General features: G+C 70.6%; 19 protein-coding genes and 1 pseudogene. 12 read left to right on the forward strand and 8 right to left on the reverse strand.

Going from position 1 to position 21458, the window contains the following annotated elements; genetic code table 11:
- The first annotated feature begins 44 nt into the window (after nt 1-44).
- Nucleotides 45-1988 carry an asparagine synthase (glutamine-hydrolyzing) gene (gene asnB / locus C6A87_RS17055; RefSeq protein ID WP_311113373.1) on the forward strand — a complete coding sequence of 648 codons (1944 nt, stop codon included), beginning with the start codon at nt 45-47 and terminating at the stop codon, nt 1986-1988.
- A 7-nt stretch (nt 1989-1995) separates the two neighbouring features.
- On the opposite strand, the gene C6A87_RS17060 is transcribed toward asnB, so the two are convergent.
- On the reverse strand, nt 1996-2964 hold the full coding sequence (locus C6A87_RS17060) for a carbohydrate kinase family protein (protein ID WP_311113374.1): 969 nt from the start codon (nt 2962-2964) through the stop codon (nt 1996-1998).
- 198 nt (nt 2965-3162) lie between these two features.
- On the opposite strand from C6A87_RS17060, the gene C6A87_RS17065 reads away from it, so the two are divergent.
- Nucleotides 3163-3831, forward strand: coding sequence for a hypothetical protein (locus C6A87_RS17065; RefSeq protein ID WP_311113375.1), 669 nt, complete (start codon nt 3163-3165; stop codon nt 3829-3831).
- A gap of 1 nt (nt 3832) precedes the next feature.
- Here the strand turns inward: C6A87_RS17065 and C6A87_RS17070 are convergent, their stop codons facing one another.
- Together C6A87_RS17070 and C6A87_RS17075 are read right to left on the reverse strand one after the other, a co-directional pair.
- Nucleotides 3833-4210 carry an iron-sulfur cluster assembly accessory protein gene (locus C6A87_RS17070; RefSeq protein WP_311113376.1) on the reverse strand — a complete coding sequence of 126 codons (378 nt, stop codon included), beginning with the start codon at nt 4208-4210 and terminating at the stop codon, nt 3833-3835.
- A gap of 112 nt (nt 4211-4322) precedes the next feature.
- A pseudogene (locus C6A87_RS17075) lies at nt 4323-5381 on the reverse strand (glycerate kinase).
- A gap of 80 nt (nt 5382-5461) precedes the next feature.
- Between C6A87_RS17075 and C6A87_RS17080 the strand changes: the two are divergent.
- From C6A87_RS17080 to C6A87_RS17090, 3 genes are read left to right on the forward strand one after another with little or no spacing between them, the layout of a single operon-like run.
- Complete coding sequence (locus C6A87_RS17080) at nt 5462-6148, forward strand: DUF3043 domain-containing protein (RefSeq protein ID WP_311113377.1); 687 nt, start codon at nt 5462-5464, stop codon at nt 6146-6148.
- Between the two features lie 8 nt (nt 6149-6156).
- Nucleotides 6157-7200, forward strand: a complete 1044-nt coding sequence (gene cobT / locus C6A87_RS17085) for a nicotinate-nucleotide--dimethylbenzimidazole phosphoribosyltransferase (protein ID WP_396837105.1) — start codon at nt 6157-6159, stop codon at nt 7198-7200.
- A 7-nt stretch (nt 7201-7207) separates the two neighbouring features.
- Nucleotides 7208-7939, forward strand: a complete 732-nt coding sequence (locus C6A87_RS17090; RefSeq protein ID WP_311113379.1) for an adenosylcobinamide-GDP ribazoletransferase — start codon at nt 7208-7210, stop codon at nt 7937-7939.
- Here the strand turns inward: C6A87_RS17090 and C6A87_RS17095 are convergent.
- A complete protein-coding gene (locus tag C6A87_RS17095) occupies nt 7936-9039 on the reverse strand; it encodes a branched-chain amino acid aminotransferase (protein WP_311113380.1) in 1104 nt (367 codons plus the stop codon). The two genes, C6A87_RS17090 and C6A87_RS17095, sit on opposite strands and share 4 nt — an antisense overlap.
- Nucleotides 9040-9086: 47 nt before the next feature.
- Nucleotides 9087-10184 (reverse strand): glycine cleavage system aminomethyltransferase GcvT, encoded by a 1098-nt coding sequence (gene gcvT / locus C6A87_RS17100; protein ID WP_311113381.1) that lies wholly within the window; start codon nt 10182-10184, stop codon nt 9087-9089.
- Nucleotides 10185-10225: 41 nt separating this feature from the next.
- Here gcvT and C6A87_RS17105 point away from each other — a divergent pair, with 41 nt between their 5' ends.
- Nucleotides 10226-11746, forward strand: a complete 1521-nt coding sequence (locus tag C6A87_RS17105) for a leucyl aminopeptidase (RefSeq protein ID WP_311113382.1) — start codon at nt 10226-10228, stop codon at nt 11744-11746.
- A 7-nt stretch (nt 11747-11753) separates the two neighbouring features.
- Here C6A87_RS17105 and C6A87_RS17110 read toward each other — a convergent pair whose 3' ends face one another.
- Entirely contained in the window at nt 11754-13328 is a 1575-nt protein-coding gene (locus C6A87_RS17110) for an SDR family oxidoreductase (protein ID WP_311113383.1), read from the reverse strand.
- Nucleotides 13329-13348: 20 nt separating this feature from the next.
- Nucleotides 13349-13699, reverse strand: coding sequence for an oxidoreductase (locus C6A87_RS17115; RefSeq protein WP_311113384.1), 351 nt, complete (start codon nt 13697-13699; stop codon nt 13349-13351).
- 159 nt (nt 13700-13858) lie between these two features.
- Between C6A87_RS17115 and sucB the strand changes: the two genes are divergently transcribed.
- The 6 genes from sucB (at nt 13859) to C6A87_RS17145 (ending at nt 20926) form a co-directional block, all read left to right on the forward strand.
- Entirely contained in the window at nt 13859-15676 is a 1818-nt protein-coding gene (gene sucB / locus C6A87_RS17120) for a 2-oxoglutarate dehydrogenase, E2 component, dihydrolipoamide succinyltransferase (RefSeq protein ID WP_311113385.1), read from the forward strand.
- Between the two features lie 12 nt (nt 15677-15688).
- Nucleotides 15689-16600 (forward strand): TIGR01777 family oxidoreductase, encoded by a 912-nt coding sequence (locus C6A87_RS17125; RefSeq protein ID WP_311113386.1) that lies wholly within the window; start codon nt 15689-15691, stop codon nt 16598-16600.
- Between the two features lie 10 nt (nt 16601-16610).
- Nucleotides 16611-17300 carry a lipoyl(octanoyl) transferase LipB gene (gene lipB / locus C6A87_RS17130; RefSeq protein ID WP_311113387.1) on the forward strand — a complete coding sequence of 230 codons (690 nt, stop codon included), beginning with the start codon at nt 16611-16613 and terminating at the stop codon, nt 17298-17300.
- Nucleotides 17297-18250 carry a lipoyl synthase gene (lipA, locus tag C6A87_RS17135; protein WP_311113388.1) on the forward strand — a complete coding sequence of 318 codons (954 nt, stop codon included), beginning with the start codon at nt 17297-17299 and terminating at the stop codon, nt 18248-18250. The genes lipB and lipA overlap by 4 nt, the downstream gene beginning before the upstream one ends.
- 13 nt (nt 18251-18263) lie before the next feature.
- Nucleotides 18264-19016: a DUF4191 domain-containing protein gene (locus C6A87_RS17140; protein WP_311113389.1), complete on the forward strand. Its 753-nt coding sequence runs from the start codon at nt 18264-18266 to the stop codon at nt 19014-19016.
- 95 nt (nt 19017-19111) lie between these two features.
- Nucleotides 19112-20926, forward strand: a complete 1815-nt coding sequence (locus tag C6A87_RS17145; protein ID WP_311113390.1) for an amidohydrolase — start codon at nt 19112-19114, stop codon at nt 20924-20926.
- A gap of 2 nt (nt 20927-20928) precedes the next feature.
- Here the strand turns inward: C6A87_RS17145 and C6A87_RS17150 are convergent, their stop codons facing one another.
- On the reverse strand, nt 20929-21417 hold the full coding sequence (locus tag C6A87_RS17150) for an RDD family protein (protein WP_311113391.1): 489 nt from the start codon (nt 21415-21417) through the stop codon (nt 20929-20931).
- Between the last annotated feature and the right edge of the window lie 41 nt (nt 21418-21458).

Consider the following 21458-nt stretch of genomic DNA (forward strand, 5'->3'; position numbering starts at 1 on the left):
CTGGCGTGACGCGAAGCGACCGGTGGATTAGGCATACTGGCGCGGTGTGCGGACTGCTTGCGCTGGTCACCGGCCCTTCCTCTGACGTATCCCCGACCACTGTCGATGCGGTGTCGGGGGCGACCGCTCAGATGCGACACCGCGGCCCGGACGAGCCCGGCACCTGGAACGACGACCGCGTGGTGCTCGGTTTCAACCGGCTGTCGATCATCGACATCGCCCACAGTCATCAGCCGCTGCAGTGGGGGCCGCCGGAGGCGCCGAACCGCTACACGTTGGTCTTCAACGGTGAGATCTACAACTATCTGGAGCTTCGCGACGCACTGCGATCCGAGTTCGGCGCGGTGTTCCACACCGACGGTGACGGCGAGTCGATCGTGGTCGCCTACCACCACTGGGGACCGGAGGCGCTGACCCGGCTGCGGGGCATGTTCGCGTTCGCGCTGTGGGACAGCGAGGCCCAGGAGCTGTTCTGTGCCAGGGACCCGTTCGGCATCAAGCCGCTGTATCTGGCCACCGGTCCGGGCGGCACCGCGGTCGGCAGCGAGAAGAAGTGTCTGCTCGACGTGGCCGACGGGCTCGGCATCGATCTCGCGATCGACGAGCGCGCGGTCCAGCACTACACCGTGCTGCAGTACGTCCCCGAGCCCGAGACGCTGCACCGCGGCATCCGCCGGCTGGAGTCGGGCAGCTACGCGCGGATCCGGCCGGGCGCTCAGCCGGAGGTGACGCGGTACTTCAAGCCGCGGTTCGACGCAGTGCCCTTTCCCGCCCGGTCGACTGCCGGCGCCGAGCAGGCCCGCTACGACGAGATCACCGCGGCGCTGGAGGACTCGGTGGCCAAGCACATGCGGGCCGACGTCACGGTGGGCTCGTTCCTGTCCGGCGGTATCGACTCGACCGCGATCGCGGCGCTGGCGATGCGGCACAACCCGCGGCTGATCACGTTCACCACCGGCTTCGAGCGGGAGGGTTTCTCCGAGGTCGATGTCGCGGTCGCGTCGGCGGAAGCCATCGGCGCCCGCCACATCACCAAGGTGGTGAGCCAGGCCGAGTTCGTCGAGGCGCTGCCCGAGATCGTCTGGTACCTGGACGAGCCTGTCGCCGACCCGGCGCTGGTGCCGCTGTACTTCGTCGCCAAAGAGGCCCGCAAGCACGTCAAGGTGGTGCTGTCCGGGGAGGGCGCCGACGAGTTGTTCGGCGGCTACACCATCTACCGGGAGCCGTTGTCACTGAAGCCTTTCGACTACCTGCCGTCGGGTCTGCGCAAGTCGGTCGGCCGGATGGCCCAGCCACTGCCGGAGGGGATGCGCGGCAAGAGCCTGCTGCACCGGGGCTCGTTGACGCTGGAGGAGCGCTACTACGGCAATGCCCGCAGCTTCTCCGACGCGCAACTGCGCGCCGTGCTGCCGCGTTTCCGGCCGGAATGGGTGCACACCGACGTCACCGCCCCCGTGTACGCCGAGTCGCGCGGGTGGGATCCGGTGGCGCGCATGCAGCACATCGACCTGTTCACCTGGCTGCGCGGCGACATCCTGGTCAAGGCCGACAAGATGACGATGGCCAACTCGCTGGAGTTGCGCGTGCCGTTCCTGGATCCCGAGGTGTTCGCGGTGGCGTCACGGCTGCCGTACGACCAGAAGATCACCCGGTCGACGACCAAGTACGCGTTGCGCCGGGCGCTCGAGCCGATCGTGCCCGCCCACGTCCTGAACCGGCCGAAACTCGGTTTCCCGGTGCCGATCCGGCACTGGCTGCGCTCCGGTGAGCTGCTGGACTGGGCGTACGGGATGGTGGGGTCGTCCGGCGCGGGCCGGCTGGTCGACCTCGCCGCGGTGCGCGCCATGCTCGACGAGCACCGCGGCGGGACCACCGATCACAGCCGCCGGTTGTGGACGGTGCTGATCTTCATGCTGTGGTACGCGATCTTCGTCGACAAGACGGTGACCCCGCAGATCAGCGAGCCGACCTACCCCGTGCAGCTCTGAGAGTCGATCAGATCGCCGCGGCGATCTCCTGGGCGGCTTCGGCGCCGTAGGCGCCGGTGAGGCGCTGCACGGCCGAGTCCTTGTTCCAGGTCCACTCCTGCGGCCCCGGGGCCTCCAGGACCAGCGTGGCCACCATCGAGGCGAGCTGCGCCGACCGCTCCAGCGACAGGCCGGCGTCCCGGCCGGTCAGGAACCCGGCGCGGAACGCGTCGCCGATGCCGGTGGGGTCTTCCTTGGACGTCTCGGGCACCACGTCGACGTGCACGAAGGTGCCGTCGCGGCCGACCAGGTCGACGCCCTTCTCACCGAGGGTGGTGACGCGCAGCTGGATCTGGCCCATCACCTCGGCCTCGGACCAGCCGGACTTCTGCAGCAGCAGGTCCCACTCGTAGTCGTTGGTGAACAGGTAGGTCGCGCCGTCGATCAGCTGGCGGATCTGCTCGCCGGACAGCCGCGCGAGCTGCTGGCTCGGGTCGGCGGCGAACGCCAGGCCGAGGTTCCGGCACTCCTCGGTGTGCAGGAACATCGCCTCAGGGTCGTTGGCCCCGACGATCACCAGGTCCGGCCCGGCCCGCTCCACGACGTCGGCCAGCTTGATGTTGCGGGCCTCCGACATCGCGCCCGGGTAGAACGACGCGATCTGGGCCATGTCCTCGTCGGTGGTGCACACGAACCGCGCCGTGTACGCGTTCTGCGAGACCAGCACGCTGTCGCAGTTCACCCCGTGCGCGGTCATCCACTGCCGGTAGTCGTCGAAGTCCTCGCCGACAGCACCCACCAGCAGTGGGTTGCCGCCGAGCACGCCCATCGCGAACGCCATGTTGCCCGCGACGCCGCCCCGGTGCATGACGAGGTCGTCGACGAGGAAGCTCAGCGACACCTTCTGCAGGTGGTCGGCCAGCAGCTGCTCGGAGAACTTCCCCGGGAAGCGCATCAGATGATCGGTCGCTATCGATCCCGTCACCGCAATGGTCACGCAGTCCACCCTTCGTCGTTTCGGTGTTTCAGCCTAATGTCGGCCGGGCCGGTCGGCCTTTCGAGGCACCAGGTCGGGCCCGCCGCGGCTTCGCCGCCGAGGCGGCGACTGCCGCTGGTTGCGCTAACCTGCCTATAAGTGCCTGCTCGGTCACTGTAGATGCCGCAGGATCCGATCGACTTCCCCGGGAGTAAATCCATGACTGGTCCGTACCCGCCCCGATACGGCGCAGGACCAGCAGGCCCGCAGATGTATCCGGAGGGCTATCCCCCGCCCGGCTACCCGCCGATGGGGGCGCCCTATCCGGACGGCGGCCCCGCCGCGGCCTATCCGGGACCGCTGCCGCCGCCGGTGCAGTACCCCAAGCGCAAGCGCCCGTGGATCGTCGCGGCGGTCGCCGCAGTGGCCGTCGTCGCGCTGGTCGGCGTCGTCGCCGCCGTGGCGGTGAACTCGGGGCGCGACGACACCGCAGGGGCCGGCGTGCTGACCGAGTCCACGGCGCAGGCCGCGATCCAGAACTATCTGGACGCGTTGACCAACGGTGACGACGAAGCCGTCGCCCGGCACACGTTGTGCGGGCTGTTCGACTCGGTCAAGGAGCGGCGCTCGGATCTCGCGCTGGCGAATCTGTCCAGCGACGCGTTCCGCAAGCAGTACGAGACCGCCGAGGTGACCGCGATCGACAAGATGGTGCTGTCCTCGCCGACGCAGGCTCAGGTGCTGTTCACGATGCGGGTGGTGCCGGCGAGCGGCTCGTCACGCACGCAACCGCGCGAGGGTGACGAGCAGGCGGTGGCCCAGGTCCTCTCGATCGACGACGAGGTCCTGGTGTGCTCCTACCTGCCGCGCACCGCCGGGCAGTACTAGCTCAGTTGAACGAGTCGCCGCAGGCGCACGAGCCGGTGGCGTTCGGGTTGTCGATGGTGAAGCCCTGCTTCTCGATCGTGTCGACGAAGTCGATGACGGCGCCCTGCACGTAGGGGGCGCTCATGCGGTCGACCGTCAGCCGGACACCGCTGAAGTCGACGATCAGGTCGCCGTCGAGGGCGCGGTCGTCGAAGAACAGGTTGTAGCGCAGGCCGGCGCAGCCACCGGGCTGGACGGCGATGCGCAGCGCCAGGTCGTCACGACCCTCCTGGTCGAGCAGCGCCTTGGCCTTCGTTGCCGCGGCATCCGTCAGGGTCACACCGTGTTGGGCGTCGGTGGCCGGGGCTGTCTGCACTGCCGACTCGTCCTGAACAGTCATGAAATCTCCTGTGTGGATATATGCGTGGTCGGGGCCGATGTGGGCCGAGACGGCCGCACGGGGTCTGACCCCACTGCCGTCAACGGTACCCCGTTGGCACGGTATTCCCCATCTATCCCCAGCTTCCCGCCACGTGTGCGGTCAGTCCGGTGAGTTGGTCGGCGGCATCGTCGATCGCACGCTGGACCGATCCGGCGTACTCGGCGATCGAATGCGCCGCCGCGATCCCGGCGCTGTCGAGCGCCGACCGGTCCAGCGTGACCTGACCGGCCAGCACCAGCACCGGGATCCGGTGTGACCGGGCGCCTGCGGCCAGCGCGCTGACGACCTTGCCGTGCAGCGACTGGTCGTCGAAGCGGCCCTCGCCGGTGATGATCAGGTCGGCGGCGGCGATGTCGTCACCGAGGCCGGTGTGCTCGGCGATGATCGAGGCGCCGGATTCGCGCCGGGCGCCCAGGGCCAGCAGCGCCGCCCCGAGACCGCCGGGCCGCGCCGGCGCCGGGTTCGTCGGCGATCACCCGTCCGGCGACCGCGTCGAGTTGCCGGGCCCAGTCGGTCAGCCGTTCTTCGAGGACGGCGACGGTGTCGGGGTCGGCGCCCTTCTGCGGTCCGAACACCGCGGCCGCCCCGTTCGGCCCGAGCAGCGGATGTTCGACGTCACTGGCGGCGATGAGCTCCACACCGGCGAGCAGGTCCCGCGCGGCGCCCAGTCCGCCGAGCGCCTCGACCATGCCCCGGCCGCCGTCGGTGCAGCCGCTGCCGCCGAGGCCGACGACGATGCGACGGGCGCCGGCGGCGTGGGCGGCGGCGATCAGCTGCCCGACTCCCCTGCTGTGCGCGTCGAGCGCGGTACGCACGGTGGGCGGGCCGCCGAGCAAAGCCAGACCGCAGGCCTGCGCGCATTCGATGTACGCGGTGGCCGGCGCGGCGTCGTCGAACACCCACCGGGCCTCGACGTCGGCGTCGAGCGGTCCGGACACCGTCGCGGTGCGCACCTCGCCGAGCCGGCCAGCACCTCGACGAACCCGGGGCCGCCATCGGACTGCGGGGCCAGGGTCAGCGCGTCCTGCGGCCGCGATCGTTGCCAGCCCTCGGCGATGCACCGGGCCGCCTGCACCGCGGTCAGGCTGTCTCCGAAACAGTCGGGGGCGATGAGTATGGCTGTCACCACGGCAGACTATGACCTCCGCCGGGCGGGCGCAGGTCGCCGTGGATTGGGTCGCCCGGCGGCCGAGAAGTAACCTGGCAGGCGTGAAACTGCTGGGCCGTAAGAACGACGACGCCGGGGACCCCGGGGATTCCGCTCCCCGTGCCGACAACAGCGCCGAGGCCGCGGCAGCCGCGGCGGCCGAACGCGCGAGGACGGCGCCCAAGGGCAAGCCGACGCCGAAGCGCAATCAGGCCGCCCGCAGGCGCGGTCCGGTCGCGCCCGCGCCGATGACATCCGCCGAGGCCAGGAAGCGCCGCAAAGAGATGCGCGGCCCGAAGCTGTCCCGTGAGGAGCGCAAGGCCGAGAAAGTGGTGCGGCGGGCCGAGATGTCGGAGCGCCGCGAACGGATGATGGCCGGCGAGGACGCCTACCTGCTCCCCCGTGACCGCGGGCCGGTCCGCCGCTACGTGCGCGACGTCGTGGATTCGCGGCGCAACCTGCTCGGGCTGTTCATGCCGTCGGCGCTGTTCCTGATCTTCGTGATGCTGGCGGTGCCGTCGGTGCAGGTGCAGGCGTTCCTGTCGCCGGCGATGCTGGTGCTGGTGCTGATCATGGTGATCGACGGCTTCTTCCTGGGGCGCAAGGTGAACCGGATGGCCGACGAGAAGTTCCCGGACAACACCGAGACCGGCTGGAAGCTCGGCTTCTACGCCGCCAGCCGCGCCTCTCAGCTGCGCCGCATGCGTGCGCCGCGGCCGCAGGTCGAGCGCGGCACCCGCGTTGCGTGACGCCGGAGGTGGCGTACTTTCCTGACATCGCCGCGCCCGATCCCGATGCCGCGGAGGCCGCGCGGGTCCGGCAGACGGCGCTGACCAAACCGGTCGGCGCACTGGGACGCCTCGAAGACCTGTCGATCTGGGTGGCGGCGTGCCAGGGCGCGTGCCCGCCGAAGCAGTTCGAGCGGGCCCGGGTGGTGGTGTTCGCCGGGGACCACGGCGTGGCCGCGGCGGGGGTGTCGGCGTATCCCGCCGAGGTGACCGCCGCGATGGTGGCCAACATCGCCGCAGGCGGCGCCGCGGTGAACGTGCTCGCCGAGGTCGCGGGCGCCGGTGTGCGGATCGCCGACATGGCCGTCGACACCGCCGAGCCGTTGTCGGCGGCGATCGGCGCCGACAGGATCCGGCGCTCCAGCGGCAACATCGCCGTCGAGGACGCGCTGACTCCCGACGAGGTGGTGCGGGCCGTCGATGCGGGCCGCCGGATCGCCGACGAAGAGGTGGACGCCGGCGCCGACCTGCTCATCGCCGGCGACATGGGCATCGGCAACACCACGCCTGCGACCACGCTGATCGCGGCGCTGACCGACACCGAACCGGTGGCCGTGGTGGGCCGCGGCACCGGCATCGACGACGCGGGCTGGGCCCGCAAGACCGCGGCGATCCGTGACGCGCTCTACCGCACCAGACGCCTGTCGGCCGATCCGATCGCGCTGCTCAGAATCTGCGGCGGCGCCGATCTGGCCGCGATGACCGGCTTCCTCGCCCAGGCCGCCGTGCGCCGCACCCCGGTGCTGCTGGACGGGGTGGTGGTGACGGCCGCGGCGCTGGCCGCCGAACGCCTCGCGCCGGGAGCGCGGCTGTGGTGGCAGGCCGGGCACCGCTCCACCGAACCGGCGCACACGCTGGCGCTGCGCCATCTGGACCTGGAGCCGATCGTCGACTTGGGGATGCGTCTCGGCGAGGGGTCGGGCGCGCTGGTCGCGCTGCCGGTGCTGCGCGCCGCGGTCGCGGTCCTGGCGTCGATGGCGACGTTCGAGGAAGCCGGGATCCCCGGAGAATAGGCGTGCCGTGATCCGTTCGGTGGTGGGGGCTTTCGCGTTCGCGACGGTACTTCCGGTGCCACTGCGGGTGTCGGCGAACGCCGGCCGCGGGGTGTTGAGTGCGCTCCCGGTCGCCGGCGCGGCGCTGGGCGCCGTGGCCGCCGCGGTACTGGCCGCCGGTTTCTGGGCGTTCGGCGACGGCAGCGCGCTGGCCGGGGTGTTGGCGGTCGCAGTGCTGCTACTGGCCACCCGCGGCCTGCACATCGACGGGCTGGCCGACACTGTCGACGGGCTGGGGTGCTACGGCCCGCCCGAGCGGGCGCTGGCGGTGATGCGCGACGGCACCGCGGGCCCGTTCGGGGTTGCCGCCGTGGCGGTGACGATCCTGGTGCAGTCCCTGGCATTCGCGCAGTCCGGGTGGCCTGCGCTGCTGGTGGCCGTGGTGGCGGGCCGGGTGGCCGTGGTGCTCGCGTGCCGCCGTTCGGTCCCGGCGGCCGCGGGCAGCACCCTCGGCGCCCTGGTGGCGGGCACTCAGCCGCGCTGGGTGGTCGCGGGCTGGGCGCTCGCCGTCGCGGCCGCCGCGATACCGGTCGGGCCGCAGCCGTGGCAGGGCCCATTGGTCGTGGTCCTGGCGCTGGCGTGCAGTGCGGCGCTGGTCGCGCACTGTGTGCGCAGGTTCGGTGGCATCACCGGCGACGTGCTCGGCGCCGCCGTCGAGGTGACCGCCACGATCGTCGCCGTCGGGCTGGCCGTCGGCTAGGACAGCCGCGCCATCCAGCCGTGCGTGTCGGCGAAGGTGCCGCGCTGGATGCCGGTCAGGGTGTCGCGCAGCGCCATGGTGATCTCGCCCGGTTCGCCGTCGGCGATGGTGAACTCGCCGTCGCCGTGCTTGACGTGGGAGACCGGGGTGATCACCGCGGCGGTCCCGCAGGCGAAGACCTCGGTGATCTCACCGGCAGCGGCCTTCTTCTGCCACTCGTCGACGTCGATCTTGCGCTCCTCGACCGCGAAGCCGGCGTCGGCAGCCAGCTGCAGCAACGAATTCCGGGTGATTCCGGGCAGCAGTGAGCCGGACAGCTCGGGGGTGACCAGCCGGGCGCTGCCGCCGCTGCCGAGCACGAAGAACAGGTTCATGCCGCCCATTTCCTCGACGTAGCGGCGTTCGATCGCGTCCAGCCACACCACCTGATCGCACCCGTTCGCGGCGGCCTCGGCCTGCGCGAGCAGCGAGGCCGCGTAGTTGCCGCCGAACTTGGCGGCGCCGGTGCCGCCCGGCGAGGCCCGCACGTACTCGTGCGAGAGCCACACGCTGACCGGCTTGATGCCGCGCGGGAAGTAGGCCCCGGCAGGCGATGCGATGACCAGGTAGCGGTATTCGTCGGCCGGACGCACTCCCAGACCCGGTTCGGTGGCGATGATGAACGGCCGCAGGTACAGCGATTCCTCGCCGCCGGCGGGCGGCACCCACTGCTCGTCGACGGCGATCAGCCGGCGCAGCGACTCGATGAACACCTCGTCGGGCAGTTCGGGGATCGCCAGCCTGCGCGCCGAGGAACGCAGCCGCGCCGCGTTGGCCTCCGGGCGGAACGACACGATCGAACCGTCGGCCCAGCGGTAGGCCTTCAGCCCTTCGAAGACCTCCTGCGCGTAGTGCAGGACGATCGCCGACGGGTCGAGTTCGATCGGGCCGTAGGGGATCACCCGGGCGTCGTGCCAGCCCTTGTCGGCGGTGTAGTCGATCGACACCATGTGGTCGGTGTGGAACTTGCCGAAGCCGGGGTTGCCCAGGATCTCGGCGCGTACCTCGTCGCTCGCCGGATTCGCATTGCGATCGACGGTGAACTCGAGGCTTTCAGTCATGCAGGCGATTCTATAACCCGGCGGCGAACGGTTTTTCGGGTGCGGCCCTAGCGGGTGCGGGTGTCGACGAACGGCGGCTTGACCACTTCACATTCGATGCGGCGGCCGCGGACGTCGACGGCGACCTGCGCACCGTCGGCGACATCGGCCGCGGTGTCGATCAGCGCCAGCGCGATCCCGACTTTCAAAGTGGGCGAGAAGGTTCCGGAGGTGGTGCGGCCGACCTCGGTCTCCCCGTCGAGCACGGTCAGGTCCGGGCGCAGCACGCCGCGCCCGAGCGCGCGCAGCCCGCGCAGGGTGCGGCGCGGGCAGGCCGCCTTCTCCGCGAGAAGCGCGTCGCGGCCCCAGAACGTGTCCTTCTTCCAGCCGATCGCCCAACCGCAGCGCGCCTGCAGCGGCGAGATGTCCAGTGACAGCTCGTGACCGTGCAGCGGATAGCCCATCTCGGTGCGCAGCGTGTCGCGGGCGCCCAGCCCGGCGGGTTCTCCCCCGGCCGCCCGCACGCCCTCGAGCAGCGCGTCGAACACGACCTCGGCCCGGTCCCAGGGCGGCAGCAGCTCGTAGCCGTGTTCGCCGGTGTAGCCGGTCCGGCAGACCCGCACCTCGACGCCGTTGAACTCGGCGTCGGCGTAGCCCATGTAGTCCATGTCGGTCGGCAGCCCGAGACCCCCGACCACATCGGCGGACCGGGGTCCCTGGACCGCGAGGACCGCCCGGGACCGGTGCTCGTCGGTGATGGTCAGCCCGTCGGGTGCGCGGTCCTGCAGCGCGGCGACGACGGCCGCGGTGTTGGCCGCGTTGGGCACCAGGAAGATCTCCTCGTCGGAGACGAAGTAGGCGATCAGGTCGTCGATCACCCCGCCGTCGTCGGTGCAGCACAGCGTGTACTGGGCCTTGCCGGGACCGATCCGGCACAGGTCGTTGGTGAACGCCGAGTTCACGTACTCGGCCGCCCCCGGACCCTTCACCAGGGCCTTGCCCAGGTGGCTGACGTCGAACAACCCGACGGTGGTGCGGGTCGCGGTGTGCTCGGCCACGGTGCCGGCATAGGACACCGGCATCGACCAGCCGCCGAACTCGGCGAAGGTCGCGCCGAGTTCACGGTGACGGTTCTCCAGGGGCCCGGCCAGCAAGTTGTCGCTCACGGCGAACCACACTAGTAGCCCAGTGGCTAGGGTGAACCTCCGTGAGCACCTCAGTCGGTTACCAGTCCCCTGTCGTCACGGTCGCCGGCGCGCTGCCCGAGCGCGACGCCGACTCGTCGGTCCTGATCGTGCCCGTCGTCAGCGACGGCGAGGGCGCCGATGCCCGCGCCACGGTGGTGGCCAGCCCGCATCTGCCCGCCGACGCCGTCGCCGAGATCGAGACGGCGCTGCACGCGCTCGGCGCCAAGGGCGGCAGCGAGCAGTTGACCCGCGTCGTGGTGCCGGGGCTGCCGGTGGCCAGCGTGCTGACCGTGGGGCTGGGCAAGAGCCGCGACGACTGGCCGGCCGAGACGATCCGGCGGGCCGCCGGTGCGGCGGCGCGGTCGCTGTCGGGGGTCGAGTCGGTGGTCACCACGCTCTCGGAGCTCGATCTGGAGGGCGCCGTCGAGGGCCTCATCCTGGGCGCCTACCGGTTCTCGGACTTCCGCAGCGAGAAGACCGCGCCCAAGGATGCGGGTCTGCGCTCCATCACCGTCCTGGCCGCCGACACGGCAGCGGCGACCGAGGCCGCCGCCCGCGCGGAGGCCGTTGCCACCGCGGTGGCCACCGCCCGCGACCTCGTCAACACCCCGCCCAGTCACCTCTACCCCGACGAATTCGCTTTGCGGGCAAGGACTCTGGGCGAAGCCGTCGGCCTCGAAGTGGAGGTGCTCGACGAGGAGGCGCTGGAACGCGACGGCTACGGCGGGATCGTCGGCGTGGGCAAGGGCTCGGCACGCCCACCGCGGCTGGTGCGGCTGGCCCACCGCGGCGGCGGCAGCGACGGCAAGAAGGTCGCCCTGGTGGGCAAGGGCATCACGTTCGACACCGGCGGCATCTCGATCAAGCCTGCGGCCAACATGCACCACATGACCTCGGACATGGGTGGCGCGGCGGCGGTGATCGCGACGGTCGTGCTGGCGGCACGCCGGCAACTGCCCGTCGACGTCGTCGCGTACGTGCCGATGGCCGAGAACATGCCGTCCGCAAACGCTCAGCGGCCCGGCGACGTGCTGACCCAGTACGGCGGCACCACCGTGGAGGTACTCAACACCGACGCCGAGGGCCGGCTGATCCTGGCCGACGCGATCGCACGGGCCTGCGAGGACGAACCCGACTACCTGATCGAGACCTCGACGCTGACCGGCGCGCAGACCGTCGCACTCGGCGCGCGCACCCCGGGCGTGATGGGCAGTGACGAGTTCCGCGACCGCGTGGCGGGAATCTCGCAGGCGGTCGGCGAGAACGCGTGGCCGATGCCGCTACCCGAGGAACTCAAGGACGACCTCAAGTCCACGGTCGCCGACCTGGCCAACGTCAGCGGGTCGCGGTTCGCGGGCATGCTGGTGGCCGGCACCTACCTGCGCGAGTTCGTCGCCGACGGAGTCCAGTGGGCGCACATCGACATCGCCGCGCCCGCCTACAACACCGGCGGGCCGTGGGGCTACACGCCCAAGGGCGGCACCGGTGTCCCGACGCGCACGATGTTCGCGGTGCTCGAAGACATCTCGGCGAACGGCTGAGCTTGTCTCACATGATGTTTCCGCCACGGGCGGTGCTTCGCATCACCTGCGGGAAGGCGTGGGAGACGCCGTAGACGAGGTAGGCCTCGGCGGTGACCGGCCGGACGGGTTTGTTCTTCTTCACCGCGGCGACGATCGCGGCGGCCACCTTGTCCGGGCCGACGCGGCGCACCGCGAAGCCCCGGCGCACCCGCGCCCGGATGGTCTCCGTGTCGTAGCTGCGCGCTTCGGGCAGCGAGAACCGGGTGGCGTCCACGATGTTGGTGCCGATGATCCCGGGACAGATCGTGGTGACCCCGATACCGGCCGAATCCAGTTCTGCGCGTAGGCAATCGGAGAACATGTAGACGGCGGCCTTGGAGGTGCAGTAGGCGTTCATCACGTTGACCGGCGTGTAGGACGCCATCGACGCGACGTTGACGATGTGCCCGCCGGTGCCGCGCTCGACCAGACGCTTACCCCACGACCGGCACCCGTTGACCACGCCGCCGAAGTTGATGTCCAGCACGCGGTCGAACTCCTCGGCGGGGGTGTCGAGGAAGAATCCCGCGTGCCCGACGCCGGCGTTGTTGACCACGATGTCGGGCACGCCGTGCTCAGCGGACACCCGCTCGGCCATGTCCTCGACCGCCGCGGCGTCGGACACGTCCGCGGTGTAGCTGTGCGCCGCGGCGCCGACGGCGGCGACCAGCCGGGCGGTCTCCTCCAGGCCTGCGGTGTCGACGTCGCTGAGCACCAGGTCGGCACCCTCGCGGGCGAACGCGAGCGCGGTCTCGCGGCCGATGCCGCTGGCGGCGCCGGTCACCGCGACCAGCGTGTCACCGAAAGCCTTGCGGTGCCTGCCGACTTCGGCGCGGCGCAGTTCCCGCGCGGCCGGGGCGCCGCCGAGGTGGTCGGCCAGCTCGGTGACCGAGCGGGCGAACAGGCGCGGGTGCGAGGCGGCGGTGACGGGTCCGGTCGTAACCTCGCGCCGCCACAGCCGCGGCACCCGGGCCTGCAGGTCGTTGTAGTCGCGGGCGTCGGCGGAGGCGGCGATCAGTTGCACCGGGACGTCCACACGCACACGAGATGGTGCCGCGGACCCCAGGTTGGCCCGATAGGGCTTCACGATGACCAGTTCGGGCGCCAGCCGTGCCAGCCGGCCCGCGCCGCGCAGGAACCGGCCCGGGCCGCTCAGCGCGGTGCGCAGCTGCTCGACGGCGTCCGCGGGCCCCGACACCGACGTGAACGACGCGACGTGCGCGTCGGGACGCTGCAGGTACTCCCACACCCCGGTGGCGCCCCAGCCGTCGGCGAGCACGTGCACCGCCGTGTCGCCGTCCACAACGGCCGCGAAGTCGTCGGCGTAGCGCGACAGCGCATACGCCGAGGTCTGGTCGGGCGCACCCGATTCGCCCGCCCCGCGCAGGTCGTAGCGCACGATCCGGAACCGGTCGGTCAGCAGTTCCACCACGGAATCCCACACCCGATGAGTGCCGCCCAGTCCGTGCACCAGCACGAGCGTCGGGCCGCCGGGATCGCCCTGTTCGAAGACCGCGATCCGGACACCGTCACTGCTCTGGACGAAGCGCTGGCTGCTCACGAGCGGACAGTACCGGGTGGTCAGCCTTCGAGATCTTCGCGCAGGGCCCGCTTGCGCTCGATGCGCCTGCGGGCGTCGTAATCGCGCATGCGCTGCGGGTAGCCGACCTTCTGCACGTCGTAGACGGGGATCTTCAACCGGTCCGAGAGCCGCCGGGCGCCGGAGTGCCCGCCCGCCTTGCGCCGGGTCCATTCCCCGTCGGCGGCAACGAGCACCACGGTCACATCCGTGACCGTGGTCTTGGGTTCGACGTAGGCCTCCACGCCGTGATGCTCGGCGACCCACTGCTGCAGATACCGAAGATCGGCAGCGGGATCGCTGGTCGCCGTGGCCCCGCGACGCCGACCGCGGAGTCTGTCGAACAGTCCCACCTGGACTGGCTCCTTCCGGCGATGCACTCACAAAAGCGTCATTTCGATAGTGCCAGAGCTTTCATGGTGGCCGTCCGCGGCGAAACGTCACACGGACATGACAGGATGGGACGCGACACTTCAGAGACTGCGCCGACCGTACAAGGGAGCCACGACACTATGGCCATCTCCGTCCAGATGCCCGCACTCGGAGAGAGCGTTACCGAGGGGACTGTCACCCGCTGGCTGAAGCAGGAGGGAGACACGGTCGAAGAGGACGAGCCATTGCTGGAGGTGTCGACCGACAAGGTCGACACCGAGATCCCTTCGCCGGCCTCGGGTGTGCTGAAGAAGATCGTCGCCCAGGAGGACGACACCGTCGAGGTCGGTGGCGAACTCGCGGTGATCGGCGACGCCGACGACAGTGACGGCGACAGCGGCGAGGACTCCGAACCGGAGGCCGAGCCCGAAGCCGACGAGGCGGAGTCCGAACCCGAACCCGAGCCCGAACCGGAGCCGGAGTCCGAACCCGAACCCGAGCCCGAACCGAAGAAGTCCTCGGGCGGCTCGGGATCATCCGGGTCGGCCACCCCGGTCCTGATGCCCGAGCTGGGCGAGTCGGTCACCGAGGGCACCGTCACCCGGTGGTTGAAGAAGGTCGGCGACAGCATCGAGGTCGACGAGCCGCTCGTCGAGGTGTCCACCGACAAGGTCGACACCGAGATCCCGTCCCCGGTGGCGGGCACGCTGCTGTCGATCACCGCCGAGGAGGACGACACGGTCGAGGTCGGCGGCGAGCTGGCCAAGATCGGCGACCAGGGCGCCGAAGCCGAGTCCGAGCCGGAACCCGAGCCGGAACCCGAGCCGGAACCCGAGCCCGAGCCGGAGCCGGAACCCGAGCCGGAACCCGAGCCCGAGCCCGAGCCGGAACCCAAGCAGACGAAGCCGTCGAGCAGGCCCTCCGAGGAGTCCGAGCCCGAACCCAAGCCGAAGTCCGAACCGAAGTCCGAGCCCAAGCCGAAGGCCGCCTCGGACGAGGATTCCGGCGACTCGAGCCCGTACGTGACCCCGCTGGTGCGCAAGCTCGCCGGCGAGCACGGCGTCGACCTCGCCACGGTCAAGGGCACCGGTGTCGGCGGACGCATCCGCAAGCAGGACGTGCTGGCCGCCGCGGAGGCGAGCAAGGCGTCCAAGGACGCCCCCAAGGCCGAGCCCGCGGCCGAGGCGCCGGGCAAGAAGGCGCCCGCGCCGGCCCCCGAGGGCGCACTGGCCCATCTGCGCGGAACCAAGCAGAAGGCCAACCGGATCCGTCAGATCACCGCGAAGAAGACGCGCGAGTCGCTGCAGACCACGGCGCAGCTGACGCAGGTCCACGAGGTCGACATGACCAAGATCGTGGCGCTGCGGGCCAAGGCCAAGGCGCAGTTCGCCGAACGCGAAGGGGTGAACCTCACCTACCTGCCGTTCATCGCGCGGGCGGTGATCGACGCGTTGAAGCTGCACCCGAACGTCAACGCCAGCTACAACGAGGAATCCAAGGAGATCACCTACTACGACGCCGAGCACCTGGGCATCGCGGTCGACACCGAGCAGGGTCTGCTGTCCCCGGTGATCCACAACGCCGGCGACCTGTCGCTGGGCGGGCTGGCCCGGGCGATCGCCGACATCGCCGGGCGGGCGCGGTCGGGCAACCTCAAGCCCGACGAGCTCTCCGGTGGCACCTTCACGATCACCAACATCGGCAGCCAGGGCGCGCTGTTCGACACGCCGATCCTGGTGCCGCCGCAGGCGGCGATGCTGGGCACCGGTGCGATCGTGAAGCGGCCGCGGGTCATCGTCGACGAGTACGGCAACGAGTCGATCGGTGTGCGGTCGGTGAGCTACCTGCCGCTGACCTACGACCACCGCCTCATCGACGGCGCCGACGCCGGCCGCTTCGTCACGACGATCAAGCGCCGGTTGGAAGAGGGCGCCTTCGAGGCCGACCTCGGGCTGTAGACGACAGTGTCGATGCCATCAGATTCGGTCGTCGCCGTCGCGGGATCGTCCGGTCTGATCGGCACGGCGCTGGTCTACGCGCTGCGCGCCACCGACCGCCGGGTGCTCCGCATCGTGCGGCGGGCGCCGATGAACGCCGACGAGGTGTTCTGGAACCCCGACACCGGGGAGTTCGACCCGGACACGCTGCGCGACGTGGACGCCGTGGTGAATCTGTGTGGCGTCAACGTCGGGCAGAAGCGCTGGTCGGGGGCGTTCAAGCAGAGCCTGCGGGACAGCCGGATCGCCCCGACCGAGGTGCTGGCCGGCGCCGCGATCGACGCCGGAGTGCCGGTCCTGGTCAATGCCAGTGCCGTTGGCTACTACGGCGACACCGGCAGCACCCCCGTGGACGAGACCGCCGGGCCGGGCGAGAACTTCCTGGCCCGGCTGGCCGTCGACTGGGAGGCGGCCACCACGGTCGCCGCAGAGGCGGGCGTCCGGGTGGTGCTGGCGCGCACCGGTCTGGTGCTGGCGCCCTCGGGCGGCATGTTGAGCCGGCTAAGGCCGCTGTTCTCGCTGGGCCTGGGCGCCCGGCTGGGCAACGGGCGGCAGTACCTGTCGTGGGTCAGCCTCGAAGACCAGGTGCGCGCACTGATGTTCGCGCTCGCCCACGACGAACTCTCCGGACCGGTGAACGTGACCGGACCTGCGCCGGTCACCAATGCGGAGTTCACCGCCGCGCTGGGCCGCTCGCTGAACCGGCCGACGCCGCTGGTCGTGCCCAAGTTCGCGGTGCGGGTCGCGCTCGGCGAGTTCGCCGACGAAGGGGTGCTGGGCGGGCAGCGGGCGATCCCGGCGGCGCTGGAGCGGGCCGGCTTCCAGTTCCACCACAACACGATCGGCGAAGCGCTGACGTTCGCCACCTCCCCCGAGCGTGGGTAGCGTCGAGGGCATGGTCGCTTCGATCCGGTCGGCGCAGGCGCCGATCCAGGTGCGTCGCCTGGGCACGCTCGACTACCAGGCCGCGTGGGACCTGCAACGCCGGGTCGCCGACGAGCGCGTGGCGGGCGGGCCCGACACGCTGCTGCTGCTCGAGCATCCGCCGGTGTACACCGCGGGTCGGCGGACGCTTCCCGAGGAGCGGCCGGTCGACGGCACCCCGGTGGTCGACACCGACCGTGGCGGCAAGATCACCTGGCACGGGCCCGGCCAGCTGGTCGGCTATCCGATCATCGGCCTGGCCGAGCCGCTCGATGTGGTGAATTTCGTTCGGCGCCTTGAGGAGTCACTGATCACCGTGTGCGCCGGGCTGGGCCTGGAGACCGGCCGGGTGGAGGGGCGGTCCGGGGTGTGGGTGGCCGCCGACGGCGTTCGCCCCGCCCGCAAGATCGCGGCAATCGGCATCCGGGTGGCTCGGGCCACCACGCTGCACGGGTTCTCGCTGAACTGCGACTGCGACCTCGGCGCGTTCGGGTCGATCGTGCCGTGCGGAATCCGCGACGCCGGGGTCACGTCGCTGACCGCCGAACTGGGCCGCACCGTGACCGTCGACGAGGTGTCCGGCCGGGTGACCGACGCGGTGCTCGACGCGCTCGACGGCCGCCTCGTGGTCTCCCCGGTGGGCGTAGGATCGGCACGGTGACGATCGCCCCTGACGGCCGGAAGCTGTTGCGCCTGGAAGTCCGCAACGCCGAGACGCCGATCGAGCGCAAGCCGCCGTGGATCAAGACCAGGGCGAAGATGGGCCCGGAATACAAAGAGCTCAAAGGACTGGTGCGCCGCGAGGGACTCCACACGGTCTGCGAAGAAGCCGGTTGCCCCAACATCTTCGAGTGCTGGGAGGACCGCGAGGCCACGTTCCTGATCGGCGGCGAGCAGTGCACGCGGCGCTGCGACTTCTGCCAGATCGACACGGGCAAGCCCGCCGAACTGGACCGCGACGAGCCCCGCCGGGTGGCCGAGAGCGTGCAGGCGATGGGCCTGCGCTACTCCACCGTGACCGGCGTGGCCCGCGACGACCTGCCCGACGGCGGGGCATGGCTGTACGCCGAGACGGTCCGCCAGATCAAGGCGCTGAACCCGAATACCGGTGTGGAGCTGTTGATCCCGGACTTCAACGCCGATCCTGACCAGCTGCAGCAGGTCTTCGAGGCGCGCCCGGAGGTGTTGGCGCACAACGTCGAAACGGTCCCCCGCATCTTCAAGCGGATCCGGCCGGCGTTCCGCTACGAGCGCAGCCTGTCGGTGCTGACGATGGCGCGCGACTTCGGCCTGGTGACCAAGAGCAATCTGATCCTCGGGATGGGCGAGACGCCCGAGGAGGTGCGCGCGGCCCTGGTCGATCTGCACGAGGCAGGCTGCGACATCGTCACGATCACCCAGTACCTGCGTCCGTCGGCGCGTCACCATCCCGTCGAACGGTGGGTCCATCCCGACGAGTTCGTCGAGCATCAGCGCTACGCCGAGGAGATCGGGTTCGCCGGGGTGCTGGCCGGACCGCTGGTGCGGTCGTCGTACCGGGCCGGGAAACTGTACGCACAGACGGTCGCGTCGCGACCGACCGGAGCCGCTCCGGCTCCGACATCGGCATAAGTATCCTGGTCTGATGGCGAAATCGCGTAAACCCGCCGCGACCAAGGCAGCCAAGGCCGAGGCGAAGGCAGCCCGTAAGGCGGCGTCCAAGCAGCGGCGCAGTCAGCTGTGGCAGGCGTTCCAGATCCAGCGCAAAGAGGACAAGCGGCTGCTGCCGTACATGATCGGCGCGTTCGTGCTGATCGTGGGCGCCTCCGTGGCCGCAGGCGTGTACGCCGGCGGTTTCACGATGTTCATGCTGATCCCGCTCGGCATCGTGCTCGGCGCGCTGGTGGCCTTCATCATCTTCGGCCGCCGCGCGCAGAAGTCGGTCTACAAGAAGGCCGAGGGCCAGACCGGTGCGGCGGCGTGGGCGCTGGACAACCTGCGCGGAAAATGGCGCGTCACGCCGGGTGTCTCAGCGACCGGACACTTCGATGCGGTGCACCGGGTCATCGGACGTCCCGGTGTCATCTTCGTCGCCGAGGGCTCCCCCACCCGGGTCAAGCCGTTGCTGGCCCAGGAGAAGAAGCGCACCGCCCGCCTGGTCGGCGATGTGCCGATCTACGACGTCGTCATCGGCAACGGTGAGGGCGAGGTGCCGCTGTCCAAGCTGGAACGGCACCTGAACAAGCTGCCGGCCAACATCACCGTCAAGCAGATGGATTCCCTCGAGTCCCGGCTGGCCGCGCTCGGCACCAAGGTGGGACCGGCCGCGATGCCAAAGGGGCCGCTGCCGGCCCAGGCCAAGATGCGCGGCATTCAGCGCACCGTGCGCCGCCGCTGACCACCGGCGCGCCGCCGCTCCGCAAAGTCTTTGCAGACGTAAGTTCTGCACACGGCCGGAGACCTCCGGGCTGAGGCAACGGAGGGACGACAGCCATGTGCACTGCGTGCGAATGGGCGCCGCATTTCGCGGCTTTCGGCCGCCGGACGACTCTGACCCGCCGGAACGTGTTCCGCGCCGCGGCCGTGACCGCGGTCGCCGCGACCGCGGCGGCGTGTGCCACCGACCCGGCGCCGGTGTCCGCAAGCGCGCCGGGTGACGTCGCCGCCCCGGACTTCGTCTTCCACAACGGCCGCGTCTACACGGTCACCGAGGCGACACCGTGGGCCGAGGCCGTCGCGGTCACCGGCGACACCATCACCTACGTCGGTGACGCGACCGGGGCGCTGGCGCTCGCCGGACCGGACACCCAAGTGGTCGACCTCGACGGCAAGCTGCTGATGCCCGGTTTCGTCGAGGGGCACATCCACCCGTTCCTCGGTGCGTTCCTGTCCACCGGAGTCGACCTGCAGGTGCCCACCGGCCAGGACGCGCTCGCCGCGATCGCGGCGTACGCGAAGGACCACCCGGACGGCCCGGTGCGCGGATTCGGCTGGCGTGTGGACATGTTCGGACCCCTGGGGCCCACGCGCGCCGAGCTGGACGCGGTGCTCCCGGACCGGCCGGGATTCTTCTTCGCCATCGACGGCCACAGCATGTGGGCCAACAGCGCAGCCCTGGAGATGGCCGGGGTGAACCGGGACACCCCCGATCCGATCCCCGGGTTCAGTTATTACGTCCGTGACCAGAACGGCGACCCGACCGGCTACGTGCTGGAGGTGGACGCGGTGCTCGGCCTGGTCAACGCCATCGAACCGATCTCGCCGGAATCGATGGCGACGCTGCTGCAGGCGTGGCTGCCGAAGGCCTCCGCCGCCGGTATCACGTCGCTCTTCGACGCCGGGGTACCGCCGATCGGGGGCGATCAGGGCTCGCTGATCGCGCTGTACACCGACATCGAACGCCGGGGCGAGCTGCCGTTCCGGGTGGTGGCGTCCTACAGCGTGAAGTCACCGCCGGTCGACGACGCGGTGGCGAAGCTCACCGACATCGGCAACCGGGTCTCGACCGATCTGGTCGACGTCAGTGTGGTGAAGATCATCGGTGACGGCACCCAGGAGGGCTACACCGGCTGGCTGCTCGAACCCTATGCGGACAAACCGGATTCGATCGGCGCATCACCGTTCACCGTGCCGCAGTGGGATGAGCTCGTCGGCGCGGTGGACGCCGCCGGATTCGACGTGCACATCCACGCCTGCGGCGAGCGCACCGCCCGCACCGGTCTGGACTCCATCGAAAGGGCGATCGCTGCGAACCCGCCGCGGGAGCGTCGGCACACCGTGGCGCACCTGGTGTACGTCGAGGACCCCGACAGCGCCCGCTTCGGCGAGCTCGGCGTGATCGCGCAGTTCTCGGCGAACTGGATGTCCGCCGACCCGGACACCACACGCAATCTGGCCGCCCGCTACGGCTCCCCCCGCAAGGACCTGTTCTTCCGGCCGCAGGCGGTGCTGCAGTCCGGCGGCCGCGTCTCGCTGGGCACCGACTGGCCTGCCGCCGGGTACTACTCGACCTACAAGCCGCTGGATTCCATCCAGATCGGGGTCACCCGCGAGCTGATCGGCGAGCCCGGTGCGCCGGTGTTGTCCCCCGCGGACCAGAAGCTGTCCGTCGCCGAGGCGGTGCACGCCAACACCCTCGGCGCGGCGTATCAGCTGCGGCTCGACGACAGGGTCGGATCGGTGGAGGTCGGCAAGCGCGCGGACTTGATCGTGCTGGACCGGAACATCTTCGAGATCGATCCGCACGACATCCACGGCGCGACGGTGACCATGACGATGATGAACGGCGGCGTCCGCCACCAGGGGTGACCTCAGCGCCTCACAACGGCAGTTTTGGTGGCGAGGTCGTGCAGTCCGCGCAGGTCCGCGTCGGTGAACAGCGCCGGGATCACCACGAGCACCAGGAGGTTGCGTGCGAGCGCGCGGCCGAAACTGACGTGCGCGCGGTTATCCACCGACACCACCTTCAGACCGAGCGCGAGTTGGCCGGGGGTGAAGCTGAACATCCGCACGGACGCGACACCGAGGACGAGCCAGACCACCAGAGCGACGTTACGTGCGTCCAGCGAGTAGAAGAACTCCTCGCGGGACATGAGTCCGAGGGGTACCGCGAGGGCAGTTATCCCGACAGCAAACAGCCAGTCGATGCAGAGCGCGCCGATGCGGCGACCGAAGCGGGCGATGGAGCCGGGGCCGGTCTCCGGCAGACCGAGACGTTGACCGGGATAGGTGGAGGCCCGCTGGTCGGGGTCGTCCGATTGTGACGGTCCCGACAGCCAGGACCCAATGCTGCGGGCCATGGAGCAAGGATAGGTGCAGGCCGATAGGGTTCTAAAACCAC

The sequence above is a fragment of the Mycobacterium sp. ITM-2016-00317 genome (assembly GCF_002968295.1).
Classification (GTDB): Bacteria; Actinomycetota; Actinomycetes; order Mycobacteriales; family Mycobacteriaceae; genus Mycobacterium.

Excerpts from the sequence above, each read along its gene's own strand:
- C6A87_RS17065 (WP_311113375.1), top strand. The coding sequence starts at position 3,163 with ATGACTGGTCCGTACCCGCCCCGATACGGCGCAGGACCAGCAGGCCCG.
- C6A87_RS17070 (WP_311113376.1), bottom strand. The coding sequence starts at position 4,210 with ATGACTGTTCAGGACGAGTCGGCAGTGCAGACAGCCCCGGCCACCGAC.
- C6A87_RS17095 (WP_311113380.1), bottom strand. The coding sequence starts at position 9,039 with ATGACTGAAAGCCTCGAGTTCACCGTCGATCGCAATGCGAATCCGGCG.
- sucB (WP_311113385.1), top strand. The coding sequence starts at position 13,859 with ATGGCCATCTCCGTCCAGATGCCCGCACTCGGAGAGAGCGTTACCGAG.
- C6A87_RS17125 (WP_311113386.1), top strand. The coding sequence starts at position 15,689 with ATGCCATCAGATTCGGTCGTCGCCGTCGCGGGATCGTCCGGTCTGATC.
- lipB (WP_311113387.1), top strand. The coding sequence starts at position 16,611 with ATGGTCGCTTCGATCCGGTCGGCGCAGGCGCCGATCCAGGTGCGTCGC.
- C6A87_RS17140 (WP_311113389.1), top strand. The coding sequence starts at position 18,264 with ATGGCGAAATCGCGTAAACCCGCCGCGACCAAGGCAGCCAAGGCCGAG.
- C6A87_RS17145 (WP_311113390.1), top strand. The coding sequence starts at position 19,112 with ATGTGCACTGCGTGCGAATGGGCGCCGCATTTCGCGGCTTTCGGCCGC.
- C6A87_RS17150 (WP_311113391.1), bottom strand. The coding sequence starts at position 21,417 with ATGGCCCGCAGCATTGGGTCCTGGCTGTCGGGACCGTCACAATCGGAC.